The following is an 18,386-nucleotide window of genomic DNA, read 5'->3' as shown; positions in this document are numbered from 1 at the left end:
GACTGTCTTTTGTTTTTAAGTGTGGTATATAAACTGATCAAAGTGAGATAGACCCAATTCCTTCAATTGATACATGCTTTTTTCCATATCCAAAGATGTATTATATGACGGGATATGTGGTATCCTGACTGTAATTTGTTCTGCCTTTCCCTGTGATATGAGCCAGTGGAGATTACTAATTACCTGTTGATTCTCTTTTCCTGTGTATTGTTTATAAATATCACAGTTCATGTCTTTGATATCTATGATATAATGATCTATTACGGGTAATAGTTTTTCTATCTGCTTTTGTGATACATTCATAGATGTTTCTACTGTAAGTTGCCATTGCGGTCCGCATAGTTCGCGGAAATCACAGATGAAATCACTTTGCAGTAAAGGCTCTCCTCCGCCGAAAGTAACACCTCCTCCGGTAGCTATAAAATAAAGTTCGTCTATTTTTACTTCCTCATATACCTGCAGACAATCATAGTGTTTCCATATTCCGGCAGGTTGCAATGATTGTGGGTTCAAACAATATTTGCACCGCAACGGACATCCATGAAAAGCGACCAGGGTGGTTACGCCTTTTCCGTCTGTTGCAAGCCGATGTCTGCTGATACCTATGATGGGAACAGTATTCATCTCTTTTCCACTTTTTGAATTAATTCTTCGTCTACATACCACAGATACCCTGTAATATTGGTATATCCCATCCTCGTTAGTAATTGCATGTATCCTTGTACCTGTTTATTATATTTCTTATTGGGCTTGCCAAATTTGAAATCTACAACAACCACTTGTCCGTTCCGCATCATTACCCTGTCCGGACGGCGAGTTTGCAATACTCCGTCTTCCTTATATATAATGGCACATTCATTGAACAATTGCCAACATCCCGAGTACCAGTCCTGTATCTCTGGCAAGGCAAATGCTTTTCGTGTGAGCTTTCTCACTTCCTTTTCCATTTCCCTGCTGCCAATAACCCCTTCAAAGATCAATCTTTCTATGGCCGTATCAATGTCTTTTTCCGTTTCAATAGCCGAGAACAGAGTATGTAGTAACCGTCCACGATTGATAAAGCGGTCATCCGATTCTTCTTCCTCAATTCCTTTGATGAAGTCCGCTGAGCGGTTGGATTGCCGGAACTCAATCTCATGCCGCATGGACTCCATTCTGACCGGCAGTTTCTCTGCTTTCCGGGTAAGCTTGTTGGCAGATATTTTTTTCTTCTCTTCCGAAGAGGGACAAAGTTCTCCTTGTTCATAGGGTTCTTCTCCGTCCCATTCTGTCCCATTTCTGCGCGCTACTTCTGGTAGGGCTGCAGTGAGTAATTCCGACATTGTATTGCGTTGTCCTTTTCGACTCCATACTATCAGATTTTTTCCGGCACGGGTAAAGGCTACGTAAAGCAGATTCAGATTATCCACCCATAGTTGCAGGCGTTCTTGCAGGTAGTCTTCCCGGTATACGGACTCCGCCATCTGTGTAGAGTAGTTGACGGGGACGATATCAAGCTCATTGAATGGTGCTGCTGCCGGAGTACACCACACGAGCTGATTATTGGTCTCATTTTCCATTTTCCAGTCACAGAAAGGCAGGAGTACTGTGTGAAATTCCAATCCCTTCGACTTATGAATTGAGAAGATACGGATTCCTTCTATCTCTCCACTGGGAATAGTCTTGTTACATAATGTTTCCTCCCAGAAGCGGATAAAACTATCCAACTCAGAAGAATTGCTTTGCAGATAATCTGTTACAGCATCAAAGAAAGCAAACAGGTAAGCATCCTGAGCACTGATACGGTTCATTTCGAAGATACTGAATAGCTCTTCCAGCAACTCATAAAGAGGCATTAACCTTAGAGTCTTTATGTTTTCAATAAAAGCTTCCGGTAATAACTCTTTGGGTGCTCCTGTAAGCAATGCATCCAATTCTCCCTCAAAACCTTTAATTTTTAATTGGTAATTCATAATTAGTGAAGCCCTTGCTATCCGGTTTTCCGGATCAGAAAGGTAGCGCAGTGCATCTATCATCATACAGATGGCAAGCGAAGCATCCAGCCGAAAGGCTTCATCAGATACAATTTTGTATTGTAGTGTTTTGTCAAAATAGTCTGCAATGCGGGGGATACTTTTATTTTTGCGGACAAGAATGGCGATATCGTTCTGCTTCACTCCTGAGCTCAGTAACTGTTCCACTTCTTCACCCAGGCTTATAAGTGTTTTTTCTGTGTAGTCATGCTCTTCATCCGGTTCAAGGAAAGAGACTTTGACGTATCCCATCTGTTTCTCTTTAGGAGATTCTTGTGCTACGTCCGAATAGGCTTTTTGCAACGCTTCACAGTCGGTGTTCAATTCACTTTTATACAGAGTGTTCAGGTACTCTACTGCAGCTGTAAATAGTTCGTTGTTAAACCGTATGACATTCGTTTCGCTTCTTCGGTTGATCTTTAGTGTTTCCACACGAATTGGAAAGTGTTCTATCCGGTCATTCAATCCGTTAAGTATTCCCCAGTCACCATTTCTCCAACGATAAATAGATTGTTTCACATCACCTACTATCAAACTGTCGGCTCCCTGGGAGAGTCCTTCCAATAATAACAATTTGAAATTTCCCCATTGCATCCGGCTGGTATCCTGAAACTCATCTATCATTACGTTTCGGATATTCGTTCCTATCTTTTCGAATACAAAAGAAGAGTCACCGTCTTTGACCAATTGGTGGAGTAGGGCATTGGTATCTGATAATAGAAAGCGGTTATTTTCCCGGTTCAGTTGGCGTACTTCTTCGTCTATATTGGCCAGTAGCTGCACTTTGTTGAGATGTTGCATGGAGAGCCGGCAACTGTTTACGATCTTGTTATTCCTGGACCGGAATTTCTCTGCTTCGTTCAGCAAGGGCATCAGACTGTCAGCAGCTAAACGAAGTATATCTTCATAACGCGGAGAGGTTTTTGCTGCCCAGTTCTTCTCATCACTCAAACATTTTTCTACCGTTGTATTACGGATATCATCACCAAGTATCCCATTATTGAGTTTTCGAAAATAGCTTCCTATTCCGCGCGAACCATTCTTCAGATCGTCTGCAGTTAATGCATGTCCGTCCAGTTCTCCTTCAAACTGATCGTAGAAGCCTTTCATTTGTTCAAGGGCCTCCGTCTCCATTTCCTTTAGTTCACGACGGTAGTTTTTTATAATTTCCGGATTTTCAATCAGCTTTTGCCGAAGTCCTTCCCCCTTTTCTATGTATCCTTCGTCGAATATATTGCGGCCAAAGCTTTTCACTTCTTCCGATACATTCCAGCGTTTGTCATCTGCAATACGTTCATCGATATAATTCAGTAACCAGGCAAGCACGGGAGAGGTAGGGGCCAGTTTTTCAATCATGCTGTCTACTGCATCACTCAGCACTTCGCTGTTGTTCAGTTCGATATTCAGATTGGGGCTTAGTTCAAGTTCGCGTGCCAGGTTACGCATCACGGACTGGAAGAAAGAGTCTATTGTTTCTACACGAAAACGACTGTAATCGTGTAACATATAGCTAAGAGCTATTCCGGCAGATTTTCGTATTTCATCAGTTTGCTTTCCCGTTTCTTCTATGATCCGCTTCAGGTAAGCATCAGAATCCGGATCTTCAGTCCAAATACCATAAAGCTGGCTGAGAATACGTTCTTTCATTTCGGCCGTAGCTTTATTCGTAAAGGTCACAGCAAGTATTTGGCGGTAGGCACGCGGATTAAGAATAAGTAGTTTGATGTATTCTACAGCAAGCGTAAAAGTCTTTCCGGAGCCGGCAGAGGCTTTATATACTAAGAGTTCCATGTAGTTTCGATTTGTAGGCAAAGATAATACAAACTGAGTGCAGAATAAAATGAAAGAGTTTATTTTTTATGTGAAGGTGCAGCTTAATTTTGCTATGGGATGCCTCTAAACGGTATTATTGTCCTTGCCCGGTGTTGTACTTTGTCTTTCTCGAAAAGGAACATTCTTTTTCTCGGTACCCTGTTTTGTTTTACATGTACATGTTTTACTGTTCCACATGTACATGTCATACTGTCCCACATGCACATGTCGTACTGCTTTACATGTACATCTAAAACAACGTTGCCTACCGAGACTTCGTACGTTACTCTATGAGACAGGACTTTATCAATACAGGAGAAAGTAACGGCAGAGGTTATTAAACCCTAAAACCAATTAGGTTAAAATAGAATTTCAATTACTGATTCGTATTATTGGCAGATTGATATGTGATATCTCTTCTCTTTTTATATTTCAATTTAGAGAAACTTTGTTAAAGTGTAATAGAAAGCAGGATGCATTTGTATGAAAATGCAAGTAAAATTCGTTTTAATTAAGAAAAAAGGTCAAAACTTGTTGCTAACAATGATTCATATTGATAGTTTTATTATCTTTGTCGTCCCCTTTATTCTATAGAGTAGAATGAAATAACTGATAATTGATAGATTAACTTGATGAAATTTAGAACAAGCCTGCTGATTACGGTGGCCACAGGTGCTTTCCTGTGCGGTCCTTCCGTTGTATTGTATGCCGGAAATCCGACTCCCGATTCTATGGGATGGTTCCGCAAGAAAAAGAAAAGTGAATCCAACGACAGTATTAAATCCAAAAATGAGTATGAGAAACTGACCGGAGATGGTAGCATCGTTCGTCGTGGTATGTTTAACGTATATCAGAAAAAGAACGACTATTATTTTGAGGTTCCGGCGAGTTTGCTGGGTAGAGATATGTTGGTAGTGAATAAACTGCAACGCGTTCCTGCTGAATTGAATGAAGCGGGAGTGAACCGTGGCGTTAACTACGAAAACCAAATGGTACGTTTCGAACTTGATAAAGCAACCAATAAGTTGCTTATCCGTCAGAGTCGTCCGTTGCCTCTTTCACCTATCGAAGATGCTATCAGTCAATCGGTACGTGATAATTATATTTCTCCATTGATCGCTGGTTTTAAGATTGAGGCGTTTAATAATGACTCAACAATGATGGTTGTTAAGGTGAACGACATTTATGATGGTACGGAAACAAGCATCAATAATGTGTTTACTAATATTAATCTGGGTACATCTTCTATAAAGAACTTATCACGGATCCTTTCTATTAAGTCATTTGAAAACAATGTGGTAGCTACTTCCGAGTTAACAACGAAAGTAACAGAAGGAACCACTTCCGTATACGTCACTGTAGAAGTAAGCTCTTCACTGATGCTTCTTCCGGAGAAACCAATGACAGGCAGACTGGATAATGCACGTGTAGGCTACTTTACGAATCCGCTACTGAGCTATAGTGACGGGCAACAACGAGTGGATACAAAAAGATTTATCACTCGTTGGCGATTGGAACCGAAACCGGAAGATCGTGAACGTTACTTACGTGGTGAGTTGGTAGAACCTGCTAAACCGATTGTGTTTTATATTGAAAATTCTACTCCTTATCGTTGGCGTAAGTATATCAAACAAGGTATTGAAGACTGGCAGATTGCTTTTGAACGTGCCGGTTTTAAAAATGCCATTATCGCAAAAGAGGTTACAGATAGCATGACAATAGATATGGATGACGTGAATTATTCTGTGCTGACTTATGCTGCTTCTACAAAAGCCAATGCGATGGGACCGTCTATTCTTGATCCGCGTTCGGGAGAAATTCTTGAGGCAGATATCATGTGGTGGCACAATGTATTGGGTATGTTGCAGGAATGGATTACGGTGCAGACGGGTGCTATCCGTCCTGAGGCTCGTGGAGTGAAACTCTCTGATGAACTGATGGGAGATGCTATGCGCTTCGTAGCGTGCCATGAAGTAGGTCACTCTTTGGGACTTCGTCATAACATGATGGGGTCATGGGCATTTCCTACAGACTCATTGCGTTCCAAGTCATTTACAGACCGTATGAATTCCACTTCTTCCTCTATCATGGACTATGCCCGTTTCAACTATGTGGCACAGCCGGGTGATGGGGTGACGGTGCTTTCTCCGCATATTGGTCCGTATGATATCTTTGCTATTGAGTACGGATATCGTTGGTACGGCAAGGAAACTCCGGAAGCGGAAAAAGAACTGCTTTATGATTTCTTAGGTCGTCATACTGACCGTCTTTATAAGTATAGCGAAGCGCAGGATGTACGTGATGCAGTAGATCCACGTGCTCAGAACGAAGATTTAGGTGATGATGCAGTACGTTCTTCTCTTTTGGGTATTGAGAATCTGAAGCGTATTGTTCCGCAGATTATCCAGTGGACTACTACCGGCGAGAAAGGACAAACCTACGAGGAAGCTTCGCGTTTGTACTATGCTGTTATCAATCAGTGGAACAACTATCTTTATCATGTGATGGCCAACATTGGTGGTATCTATATTGAGAATACGGTTGTTGGTGATGGCCAGAAGACTTATACTTTCGTAGAGAAAGAGAAACAACAAGCTGCATTGAAATTCTTGCTTGATGAAGTTCTGACTTATCCTAAATGGCTGTTTGATACAGAAGTAGGAGAGTACACTTATTTGCTTCGCAACACTCCGTTGGGTGTAGTAGAGAATGCTCCTACGCTGATATTAAAGAATGCACAATCATATATTCTATGGGATTTGTTATCAAACAATCGTTTGATGCGTATGCTCGAAAATGAGTCGGTGAATGGTAAGAAGGCTTTTACTGCTGTGGATCTGATGGATGGTTTGCATCGTAGTATTTTTGCTACTACCGAACGTGGTGCAATACCTGACGTTATGACTCGTGCGCTGCAGAAGAATTTCCTGGATGCCTTGATTACTGCTGCTGCCGAAAGTGAAGGTGTAAAGATTAACAAAAAGCTGATGAATGATCATTTCTTGTTGAATCATCAGGAACCTGCGTGTAGTTGTGATGAGTATGCACATCATTCATTAGATAGTGATCGTATGGGGGCTCGTCGCGAATTAAACTTCTACGGTTCGCAGTTGAATCGTATTTCAGATGCAATCTCTGTGAAACGCGGTGAATTGCTTCGTATAAAAGACTTGTTGCAAAGTCGTCTGGGAACATCAGACACAGCTACAAAGTATCATTATAAAGATATGATTCTGCGCATTAACACTGCACTGGGTTTGAAATAATCATTGAAATAGTAGCTAATTAAAATTATATTCGTAATTATTGATGAAAAGAATAATCAGTTATTTATTATTTTCTCTTTGCTGCATCATTGCCTTTGGAGCAAATGCAGCGGAAAGGAAGATCACAGGTGTGGTTATTGCTGGTGATTACAAAGAGCCTCTGATTGGAGCCTCGGTATTTGTGTCATCAGAGATCCTAAAGAAAGCAGGGAGTTCCCAGACTACTTTAGGAGTGATAACAGACATGGACGGAAAGTTCACTATCAACGTGCCTGATGGAGTGACCACTCTTCAGTGCAGCTATGTAGGATATGAATCACAAACCATACATCTGGTTGCCGGAAAAAGCAGTTATGAGATTGTTCTGCAACCGTCGGCGCATATGCTTGATGCGGTTGTCGTAACAGGATATCAAACGATTGAACGCCGCAAACTGACAGCTGCGGTTACTAAACTGGATATTACAGATGATAAGATTGGTTCGGTAATGAGCATTGATCAGGCACTTTCTGGCCAGGTAGCCGGATTGTCTTCTATTGCTTCTTCGGGAGCTCCTGGGGCAGCTCCTAAGATCCGTATTCGTGGTACTGCCTCTTTGAATGGTACGCAAGACCCTCTTTGGGTGCTTGACGGTGTGCCGATGACAGGAACAGAGATTCCGACAATGGAAGACTTGAAAGATATAGACAATATATATCAGTCGGCTATTGCGGGTTTGAATCCTGCGGATATTGAAAGTATTACAGTATTGAAGGATGCTGCAGCAACGGCCATTTATGGTGCACGTGCTGCCAATGGTGTGATCGTGATTACTACGAAAAATGGTAAGGCTGGTAAACCTCAGATTACTTTCTCTACCAAGCTGTCTTACTCTCCTAAATTTGATATTGATCGTTTGAATTTGTTGAACTCTGACGAGAAGGTAAATCTGGAACTTGGATTGCTACAAAGTGATTATACTTTTCGTGAGAATAAAGGAGATGTGGCTGGTATTATTTCACGCTATGGGCTAACTGATGCTTATAAAGCAGGCGGTTGGAATGCTCTTTCTACTGCAGCTCAGAATGAGATAACAAATTTAAGAGGAATTAATACCGATTGGAATGATATTCTTTTTAGAGGTACATTCAATCAGGAATATAATGCAAGTCTTTCCGGTGGTTCAGAAAAAGCTACTTATTATACCTCTTTGGGTTATTATGATGAAAAAGGCAATGTGAAGGGGGTAGAAGCCAATCGTTTGAGTTTGGTATTGAAAACTTCTTATAAAGTGAATAAGATATTGAAGGTAGGAGCTTCTTTATTTGCTAATCGGAGAACCAATAAATCTAATCTTACCGATGCGGATGGTTTTACTAATCCGGTATATTACTCTCGTAGAGCCAATCCTTACCAATTGCCTTTTGACGAAAATGGTAATTATATTTACGATATGAATGTTCAGGGAAAAGGTGAAGCAGGTATGAAATTTAATGTATTTGAAGAGAGGGATAATACCTCTTACGAACAAACTACTAATGCTTTATCAGCTATCTTTGATGTAGAACTTCGTTTTAATGATAAATTTAAAGCTACTTCTCAGGTAGGATTGCAGTTAGATGCTGTGTCTAAAGAATCTGTTGCCGATCATGACACATATGCTATGCGTAAGGATAAAGAGTTCACTTCTATGTGGATAGGTAATGAATATAAATCATTCTTGCCTGATGGTGGAAAACATACGGAGGCTGCAAACACCAATTCCCAAGTAAACTGGAAAGCTCAGGCTGAATATCGTGATTCATATAACGATATTCATGAATTTGAAATGATGGCAGGTACTGAGATCCGAAAAACCTGGTATAGTTCTTTGAATAGTACAGGCTATGGGTATGACCGTAAAACTTTAACTACAAAGCCTGTGATATTTCCAAATGAATCCTGGGCGCGTAGTTATCCGTTACATACTAAAACTTATGTAGAAAATGCCTATGCTTCTTTCTTTTCAACAGCTTCTTACTCTTTGTTGCAACGCTATACAGTAGGAGGGAGCGTTCGTTTTGATGGCTCTGATATTTTTGGGGTTTCTAAAAAGTATCGCTTCTTACCATTGTATTCATTTAGTGGACTTTGGAGAATCAGTAATGAACCGTTCATGAAAAATTTCAAGAGAATCGATAATCTGGTGATTAGAGCGTCTTATGGGATACAAGGAAATATAGATAAAAATACTTCTTCTTATGTAATGGGAACTTATAAGAATATAAGTATGTTACCGGGAATAACTGAAGAACTAATTTCGTTAGATTCTCCACCTAATAAGCGTTTGCGTTGGGAAAAGACAAAGACTATGAATTTCGGAACAGATATTGCATTGTTTAATAACGCTTTGAATGTTACGGTAGATTATTATCGTCGTAAAGGTACCGATTTGATTGCTATGCAAATGTTACCTCTTGAAACGGGTTTTATATCTACTACTGTCAATTGGGCAAGTATGCGTAATGACGGTTTTGAAGTAGCTTTGACTACCCGTAATATCAATCGTAACGGTTTTACATGGTTTACGAATTTTAATTTGGGATATAATCAAAATAAAGTTTTACGCGAGTCTGTACCAGCTAATCAAACGACTCCTGGGCGCGAAGGTTATCCTGTCGGTGCTATATTTGCTTATAAATCAGCGGGACTGGACGATGAAGGTTATCCTTTGTTTTATAATAAAGAAGGTGAAAAAGTAACCTCATTAGAGCTGTTGAAACTGAATAGTGCAGGTGCCAGTACATTATCTGCTGAAGAACAACGTAACTTGTATTCCTATATAGGTTCCAGTGATCCACTATTCTCCGGAGGCTTTGTGAATACATTCAATATTAAACGCTTTGAAGTAGTAGTCAATTTTATTTTTAATTTGAAAATGTATTCAAGGGTTTCCCCTTCTTATTCCTTAACTCAGTTTGACCGGGGAATGAATACAAATCGGGATATATTGAATAGATGGACACCTACGAATACAAATACAAATCTCCCTGCATTGTTGTCCGACACAAAACGTAAGGCTGAATATTCGAATTATGACTTGTTCACGACATATCAGATGATGGATACTTGGGTGAAACGTTCGGATCATGTAAGGTTACAAAATATCCGGGTAGGTTATAAACTTCCTGAAACGTTTATTCATACATTGGGTATACGTTCGGCTACAGTTGCTCTCGAAGGTCGTAATCTGTTTGTTTTCGGTGCTAATTACAAGAATTTTTTAGATCCTGAAACAATGAGTAATCAGTTTGCACAACCTATACCTAAATCGTTTACTTTCAGTCTTAATATGAATTTTTAATAGATTATGAAGATACTAAAAAATATAAAACTACTGTGTGCTGTGTTTTGTATGGCGGCCTTATACAGTTGTGATAAGTATTTAGATATACAACCGGTAGGAAAGGTTATTCCCCGGACAGTTAAAGAGTTCAGGGCATTACTAACTCAGGCTTATTCATCTGTTCCGGCAGATAGAGGATTAGCAACTTTTCGTTCAGACGAAATGATTATGGATGGTACACTTGCTGCTGAGGATTTGAATTCCTACAAGGATATATGGACATGGAATGATGTCAGTCCGTCTGAAAATACGGCTGCATTTAAGTGGCGTCAGTTCTATCATACATTGTTTATTGCCAATTATGTTATTGAATCCAAAGATAGGATAGAGGAAGGAACTATGGATGAGGTAAATCAACTGGTAGGAGAATCTTATATGCTCCGTGCTTATATGCATTTCTTATTGGTAAATCTTCATGGCGAACCTTATACACATTGTGATCCTGCTACATCAAAGGCCATTCCGTTGAAACTGGACAGTGATACTGAAGCTACCTTATCCCGAAACACAGTAGGTGAAGTATATAGCTCTGTTTTGTCTGATCTTACGGAAGCTGAAAAGTATCTGAATGTAGATAAGTGGGATTTAGGATATAATTATCGTTTCAATACATTGAGTGTAAATGCTATCCGTTCCCGTGTATATTTATATATGGGCGAATGGGCAAAATCTCTTAAAGCATCACAGGCTGTATTGGATGTTAAGCATGATTTGGAAGATATGGCTACTTCTACAGTATTGCCTAATGAATATAATTCTTCGGAGAATATTTTGGCATTGGAACAAGTGATGACTTCTGCATATGTACGTGCAGCCAAAGTGAATACAACTTTATGGAGAATGTATAGTTCGAGCGATTTACGTAGATCAAAATATTTCAATCAGGTGACCGCCTCCAATATTTTAGTAGCTAAAGGAGGAAGTAATCAATACGCATGTTCTTTTAGAACTGGTGAAATATATTTGAATGCTGCTGAGGCTGCTTTGATGACAGGTGAGGCTGCAATAGATGTAGCTCGTGAAAACTTACTTACTCTTATGGAGAAAAGATATACGGCTAATGCTTATGCAACAAAAGAAGCAGCCGTAAATGCCATGGGCCGCGATGAGTTATTGCAGGAGATATATAATGAACGTACCCGTGAATTGGCTTTTGAAGGACATCGTTGGTTTGATCTTCGTAGGACAACACGTCCCCGTTTGGAAAAGACGTTTGGTGGGACAAGTTATGTACTTGAGGAAAATGATTCTCGCTATACCATTCGTATTCCAAGTGAAGCAATAGAAGCCAATCCTGGGTTGGCAAACTAAGTTGGAGGTATCTTTGTTATGGTTGTAATGTTTTTCATTTAACCATAACAAAGACTTATATATATTTTGTATGTCTAATTTATAACAAAAATTGTTTATGAGAAAAGTATTACTTTTTGCTTTATGTGTGGCTGCATCAGTTGTAGCACAGGCACAGCCGACTGTAAATAACAGTTGGACAAAGTCTCAGATGGGTATTCTTCCTGTTAAGGATGTAAATAACAGTAATCCTGTAGCTCTTTCTGCACAGGGAGATATGTACGTAACGGGTTTATTTGCTGGAGATGGTTTTTCATTTGCGGGTACAGATTTGGCTCCGATTGCCGTGAGTTCCTACTTGTTGAAGTATGGCGCCGATGGCACAGAAAAGTGGGGGGTAGCTTTAGCTGGTGCTGCTACTATTAAGGCTATAACTACTGATGCGTCTGGGAATGTTTATATTGCAGGTAACTTTGCAGATGTAGTAGAGTTTGGTAGTACAGATGGAAATGCGGTAGAGAAGGAAGGAATGAAAAAGGGCGATGCATATGTTGCTGAACAAGCTGCCGGTTTTGTTGCAAAGTATGATGTGAATGGTGTGTTGAAGGCGGTACAGAGCTTTGTACCACAAGGATTGCCAGAGTTGGTGGCAGGTGGAATGTATGAACCAGAACCAGGGGCTTTATATTTTGATATTAATAAATTAGAATATAATAATGGAAAATTATATGCTTCAGCACTTTACACTGGATTAACTCAAAATAACGGTTTTTCGTTTAAGGGAAATTATTTGGATACTTTTGGATGGGGAATATATTCAGACCTGTCTTCTGGTGCTGTATTTGCTTTGAATGAAGAAATGAATGTTAATGGTATTATCGCCTCTATGGCTGTATCGGAATCTCAAACGGAAAAGCAGATGTTTGTTAAGTCTGCCACATTTACGGTTGCAGGCAATGAACTTTATTCAGGATTTATGGCTGTAGGTAATGTTACATTGACAATAGACTCAAAAGATGAGAAATTTGAACTAACTATGTCCGAAGATGGTACTATAGAATATGGACATATTATTTCTGCTATTAATTTGGATAATAATACATCTTCTACCAAAAAATATTCAACCACTCATAGTATAGGTAATTACTGTTTTATAAAATCTATGGAAGTAAAAGGCGATGCTTTATTAATTGCTGGTTCATTTAACACAAAGTTAGCATTTGATTCAAGTAAAGAGTCTGTTTCTACTAATGATTTATACCTTGCTGTCCTAAATAAAAGTTCTTTGGAAGTCACTTCTACAGTAACCTCAAAAGTAAATGAAGGTGAACAGAATCAGAAGAATGAAGAATTCGGAGGTGTGACTATTTGTGGTGATTATGCTTATATGATTGGGTATACAGCAGATGCAAAATCTCATGTTGCCGAAACTCCTCTTGCTTTCTGGGTTAATATCTCTAATGGTACCATGACTCAATCAAACCCTGCCAACCTTACTACTGGTGTAGCTGCTTTAGGAACTAAATTGGCTACTGCCCAAACAAAAGTTGCTAATGATAAGTTGGAAAATATCTTCTCATTAAACGAAGTTACAGGTGGCGGTGGCACAGGTATCTCTTCTACTGAGCAGGGAGCTGGTGTATCTGTTTATCCTAATCCGGTAGTTGATGTATTGAACTTTACAACTCCTTGTAATGTTGCTGTCATTAACTTAATGGGAGTAACAGTAAAACAGGCTGAGAACGTGTCGAACTTAAATGTATCTGATTTGATAAACGGACAGTATATTGTTAAAGTTACTACGGAAGATGGTACAAGTACTGTTAAAGTGATTAAGAAATAAAGGAATCTTCCTTTTTTGGGGAAAAATAGAAGGTTGTCTCAGGTAAAACTGAGATGACCTTTTTTTATGATTAATAACTCCCAATTTATATAGAATTTATCTTGAATTGAAGAAGAATAACAAGATTGTACACTTTAGTATAACAGGATTGTACAGTCTTGTCATACTAAAGTGTACAATCCTGCTATGTAAAAGTGTACACTCTTTTATGTGTTGATTATCAGTGTTTTATAAGTGTATATTCCTATGCTATTTTATATGATTTATGTGTTAGGATAAAATCAATCAGGTAGTGACCTGCTATGTGTAGAGTTCTATAGTTGAAAGATCCGAAAAGCTGATCATTACTCCCATAAGATAAACCGATTGCTCCATCAACAAAGTATTTTGGTGAGAATAACTTGTATGGTGTTTAACTCATAATGAAGAATTGACTTTGAATAAAATTAATATCGTATTTAATTTTGTTCAATAATATATTTGATTTATTTAATTATCTATCTATATTTGCAAATATAATGATGAACTTCTAAAAAAAATATCATGAAACGTATCAGTTTAATCTTCGTTAGTTTATTTTCTTGTTGTTGCTTTCTTTGTCAGGCACAATTGATGCCATTGAATGGTGAGACCGTGACTCTGGATACCAAGGAAGGAGTTATTAATGGAAAATTGCTTCTTCCCAATGGTGGGAAGACATTTCCGGTCGTGTTATTAATTGCTGGCTCCGGTCCGACGGATATGGATGGGAATTCGGCTATTGGTAATATGAAAAACAATTCATTAAAGTTTCTTGCAGAAGGACTGGCTGCCAATGGAATCGCTTCACTGCGTTTTGATAAGCGGGGGATAGCTACCAGTGCGGCTGCCGGAAAAGAAGAATCTCTGTTGCGTTTTGAAGACTATGTAAACGATGTAAAAGGGTGGATTAATTATCTGGCCAAAGATAAAAGGTTTACTGGTATTACTGTGGTAGGGCATAGCGAAGGTTCTCTGATCGGGATGTTGGCTTGTGTGAATCAGCCTGAAGTGAAAGCTTTGGTTTCTCTGGCAGGGGCAGGGCGTCCGGCTTATGAAGTGATTGAAGAGCAGGTTGCTTCTCAGCCGGAAATGATAAAGAAAGAAGTTGCTTCTATCAATGAATCTTTGAAGAGTGGTAAAACAGTAGAGCAAGTATCTATGTATGTGCAGTCTCTGTTTCGTGCTTCGGTTCAGCCTTATTTAATTTCCTGGTATAAATACAACCCTCAGACGGTTATTGCCTCTCTGAAGATACCGGTATTGATAGTTCAGGGTAAAAAGGATATTCAGGTCTCTGTAAAAGATGCCGAACTGTTGAAGAAATCAAAGCCTACAGCAGAATTACTTCTGATTGACTCAATGAATCACGTATTAAAAGATTGTGAGACAATGGAACCACAGAAACAAATGTCTATATATACAAACCCTTCTTTACCAGTCAATGCGACTCTTATATCGTCACTGAATACTTTTATAAAGAAATATAATAAGAAATGAGTGAACTAAAGAAACGTCTACCGTTGAAATGTCCTTCTTGTGAAGCCCCACTGAAAGTAGGACGTATGTTTTGTGAGCAATGTGCCACAGAAGTCTGTGGTAGTTTTGAATTACCTTTACTGGCTCGTTTGCCAGAGAAAGAGCAACAGTTTATTATTGATTTTGTGAAATCCAGTGGAAGCCTGAAAGATATGGCCAAAAGTATGGGAGTGAGTTATCCAACCGTACGTAATATATTGGATGATTTGATTGAAAAACTAACTAAAATGAATATATAAAATGAAGAAAAGAATAGAAATACTTATTAATCCGTTTATTCGGATTGCAGGAATGCAGGCATTAGTCTGGGGGATACTGGGATTGGTAATTTCTACATTATTGAGTTGGGCATCCGGCTACCATTATCACGGCTTGCTTCATTTTGGTCCCGCTCCCAATCCCGCCTGGTGGTGCTACTTGGCAGAACATCTTCTTGTGTGGTTAGTTCCGGCTACCTTATTCTATTTGGGTGGTCTTATTTTCTCACACTCTAAAATTCGGATTATAGATGTGTTTGGTACTGTATTGTTTGCTCAGCTCCCGATGCTTGTGATGAATTTGATAAATTTCCTACCACCCATGCAAGTATTGTCACAAATAGATCCTACGATGTCACCGGCGGAAATGCTCTCCATGCCTTATTTTCACTTGGCAATAGTTTTGTCGCTGATTGGTTTCCCGTTTCTGGTCTTTTCTATTATCTGGATGGTACAGGCATTGAAAGTGTCTTGCAACCTAAAGAAGTCTCATTTGTGGATAGTAGCTGCTATTGGAATTTTAGGTGGTGATGTACTTTGTCGGATTCTCATCAGATTACTTTATTAATGCAGCAACAAACATGTGCTATTGAATTTTTTAACAGCATTGGATGTTGTAAAATTATAAAAAAATGAAAAATGATTGACCGTATACTATCTGTTAGGATTAAAAGTACTTTCTTTTGTCCTGATTTGACAAAATAGTTATTGATGGTATAAAAATGTTCCCATTTAATGGAGGAACAAAACAATTATTTACGTATGAAAAACAGCAAAATTTATTTAGTAGGAGTCTGTCTCCTGTGTACTACCGGTGCTTTTGCACAAAATGTCAGTTTACAGCCACCTCCTCAACAAATGATTGTACTTGACAAAAGTGTAGACTTACCCTCCACCTATCAGGTAAATGGTGAAAGTGAAGCAAACCCATATGCAATAAAAGTATTGAAAAAACTATTTGCAGATAGACAACCGGGCAAGAATGGGATTCGGATAAACATTGGTGAGAAAGGAGATAAAAGCGTACATAAGTATACTCATCTGATTCCTAAATACGATGAGGGTTATTATCTCTCCATTAACGAAGAAGAAATCGTATTGGCAGGAAATGATGAGCGAGGCACTTACTATGCTTTGCAAACTTTAGCACAACTGCTGAAAGACGGGAAATTGCCTGAAGTGGAAATTAAAGATTATCCTTCTATTCGTTATCGTGGGGTGGTAGAAGGGTTTTATGGAACTCCGTGGAGTCATCAGGCACGTATCAAGCAGCTGAAGTTTTATGGTGAAAACAAAATGAATACCTATATATATGGTCCTAAAGACGATCCATATCACAGTGCTCCCAACTGGCGTTTGCCTTATCCCGAAAAGGAGGCTGCCCAATTACAGGAATTGGTAACAGTAGCCAATGATAACGAAGTAGACTTTGTGTGGGCAATTCATCCGGGACAGGATATCAAATGGAATCAGGAAGATCGTGACTTTCTGATTGCCAAGTTCGAGAAAATGTATCAGCTCGGCATACGTTCATTTGCTGTATTTTTTGATGATATTTCCGGTGAAGGGACCAATCCACAGAAACAGGCGGAGTTATTGAACTATATTGATGAGAACTTTGTACAAACAAAACCTGATGTTACTCCGCTGATCATGTGTCCTACCGAATATAATAAAAGTTGGGCAAATCCGGATGGTAACTATCTGACTACTTTGGGGGATAACCTGAATCCTTCTATTCAGATCATGTGGACAGGCGATCGTGTTGTTTCTGATATTACCCGTGACGGTATTGACTGGATTAACGAACGAATCAAGCGCCCGGCCTACATCTGGTGGAATTTTCCTGTATCCGATTATGTACGCGATCATTTACTTCTTGGCCCTGTTTATGGCAATGATACTACAATTGCCAAGCAGATGTCGGGTTTCGTCACCAATCCGATGGAGTACGCCGAAGCATCTAAAATTGCGATTTATGGTGTGGCAAGTTATGCATGGAATCCTACTAAGTATGATACCTGGAGAACGTGGAAAGAGGCTATCCGTACCATTCTGCCGAATGCTGCGGAAGAGCTTGAGTGTTTCGCTATCCATAATTCAGATTTGGGTATCAACGGGCATAAATACCGTCGAGAAGAGTCACAGGATATTCAGCCTGCTGCTGAACGTTTCCTTGAAAGTTATATAAAAAACGGAGAGTATGATAAAACAGATTTTGAAACGTTACTGAACACTTTTGAGCGAATGATAGAATCCAGTGATATTCTGCTGGTTGATACGGAAAATAAGCCATTGATTCAGGAGATAACACCGTGGTTGTATCAGTTCAGGTTGCTGGCTGAAACCGGACAGGAAGTATTTAAAATGGTGGAAAGCCAGAAGACCCATTCTTGTTTTTTACACAAATATAAGCATGTAAAGGCTTTACAGCAACAAATGTTTGATATTGACCAGACATATAACCAGAATCCCTATCAACCGGGAGTAAAGACTGCTACAAAAGTTATAAAACCGTTGATCGATCAGACTTTTGCGGTGACTGTTGACCGTTATAATCAAAAGAACGGAACTACCCTGGATGCTACTTCAGACTATATGCCCCACAAACTTATTAGTAACGTAGAGCAGATAAAGAACCTGCCGTTACAGGTAAAGATAAACCGTGTGCTTATTTCACCTGCAAATGAAGTAGTGAAATGGGGTGCAGGAAATATAGTTGAAATAGAACTGGATCATATTTATCCGGCAGAAAGTATCCAAATCGATTTTGGAAAGAAAGAACCTTGTGAGTGGGGACGTTTTGATATATCTTCTGATGGTAAAGAATGGAAAACGATTGATCTGGTACAAAAAGGTAGCAGATATACGGCCGAACTACGGAGGGCTCCGGTGAAATTCGTTCGATTTACGAATATGAGTAATGACGAGCAACAGGTATATCTCCGGCAATTTGTCTTAACGTTGGAAAAGAGTAAGTGATAA

The 18,386-nt window shown here is 39.3% G+C and carries 10 protein-coding genes; 8 read left to right on the top strand and 2 right to left on the bottom strand.

Features of this window, described 5'->3' with window-relative positions; genetic code table 11:
• Window positions 1–15 precede the first annotated feature (15 nt).
• Window positions 16–624 carry a radical SAM protein gene (locus QX565_RS07165; RefSeq protein WP_002560645.1) on the bottom strand — a complete coding sequence of 203 codons (609 nt, stop codon included), beginning with the start codon at window positions 622–624 and terminating at the stop codon, window positions 16–18.
• Complete coding sequence (locus tag QX565_RS07160; RefSeq protein WP_289292124.1) at window positions 621–3,803, bottom strand: UvrD-helicase domain-containing protein; 3,183 nt, start codon at window positions 3,801–3,803, stop codon at window positions 621–623. Before QX565_RS07160 ends, QX565_RS07165 begins: the two co-directional genes overlap by 4 nt.
• A gap of 653 nt (window positions 3,804–4,456) precedes the next feature.
• Between QX565_RS07160 and QX565_RS07155 the strand changes: the two genes are divergently transcribed.
• From QX565_RS07155 to QX565_RS07120, 8 genes are all read left to right on the top strand, one after another.
• Window positions 4,457–7,090: a zinc-dependent metalloprotease gene (locus QX565_RS07155; protein WP_221648928.1), complete on the top strand. Its 2,634-nt coding sequence runs from the start codon at window positions 4,457–4,459 to the stop codon at window positions 7,088–7,090.
• A 43-nt stretch (window positions 7,091–7,133) separates the two neighbouring features.
• Window positions 7,134–10,412: a SusC/RagA family TonB-linked outer membrane protein gene (locus QX565_RS07150; protein WP_221648927.1), complete on the top strand. Its 3,279-nt coding sequence runs from the start codon at window positions 7,134–7,136 to the stop codon at window positions 10,410–10,412.
• A 6-nt stretch (window positions 10,413–10,418) separates the two neighbouring features.
• On the top strand, window positions 10,419–11,765 hold the full coding sequence (locus QX565_RS07145; protein ID WP_221648926.1) for a RagB/SusD family nutrient uptake outer membrane protein: 1,347 nt from the start codon (window positions 10,419–10,421) through the stop codon (window positions 11,763–11,765).
• 97 nt (window positions 11,766–11,862) lie between these two features.
• A complete protein-coding gene (locus QX565_RS07140; RefSeq protein ID WP_221648925.1) occupies window positions 11,863–13,587 on the top strand; it encodes a T9SS type A sorting domain-containing protein in 1,725 nt (574 codons plus the stop codon).
• A gap of 543 nt (window positions 13,588–14,130) precedes the next feature.
• A complete protein-coding gene (locus QX565_RS07135; protein WP_221648924.1) occupies window positions 14,131–15,105 on the top strand; it encodes an alpha/beta hydrolase in 975 nt (324 codons plus the stop codon).
• Window positions 15,102–15,383, top strand: a complete 282-nt coding sequence (locus QX565_RS07130) for a DUF2089 family protein (RefSeq protein ID WP_002560633.1) — start codon at window positions 15,102–15,104, stop codon at window positions 15,381–15,383. Before QX565_RS07135 ends, QX565_RS07130 begins: the two co-directional genes overlap by 4 nt.
• 1 nt (window position 15,384) lies before the next feature.
• On the top strand, window positions 15,385–15,969 hold the full coding sequence (locus QX565_RS07125; protein WP_221648923.1) for a YIP1 family protein: 585 nt from the start codon (window positions 15,385–15,387) through the stop codon (window positions 15,967–15,969).
• A 194-nt stretch (window positions 15,970–16,163) separates the two neighbouring features.
• A complete protein-coding gene (locus QX565_RS07120) occupies window positions 16,164–18,383 on the top strand; it encodes a beta-N-acetylglucosaminidase (RefSeq protein ID WP_221648922.1) in 2,220 nt (739 codons plus the stop codon).
• The last annotated feature ends 3 nt before the right edge of the window (window positions 18,384–18,386 follow it).

Origin of the sequence: Bacteroides sp. 41_26 (genome assembly GCF_949740115.1) — a bacterium.
Taxonomy (GTDB): domain Bacteria; phylum Bacteroidota; class Bacteroidia; order Bacteroidales; family Bacteroidaceae; genus Bacteroides; species Bacteroides nordii.
The sequence above is the reverse complement of the archived record's forward strand: the minus strand, read 5'-3'. Positions and strand labels throughout refer to the sequence as shown.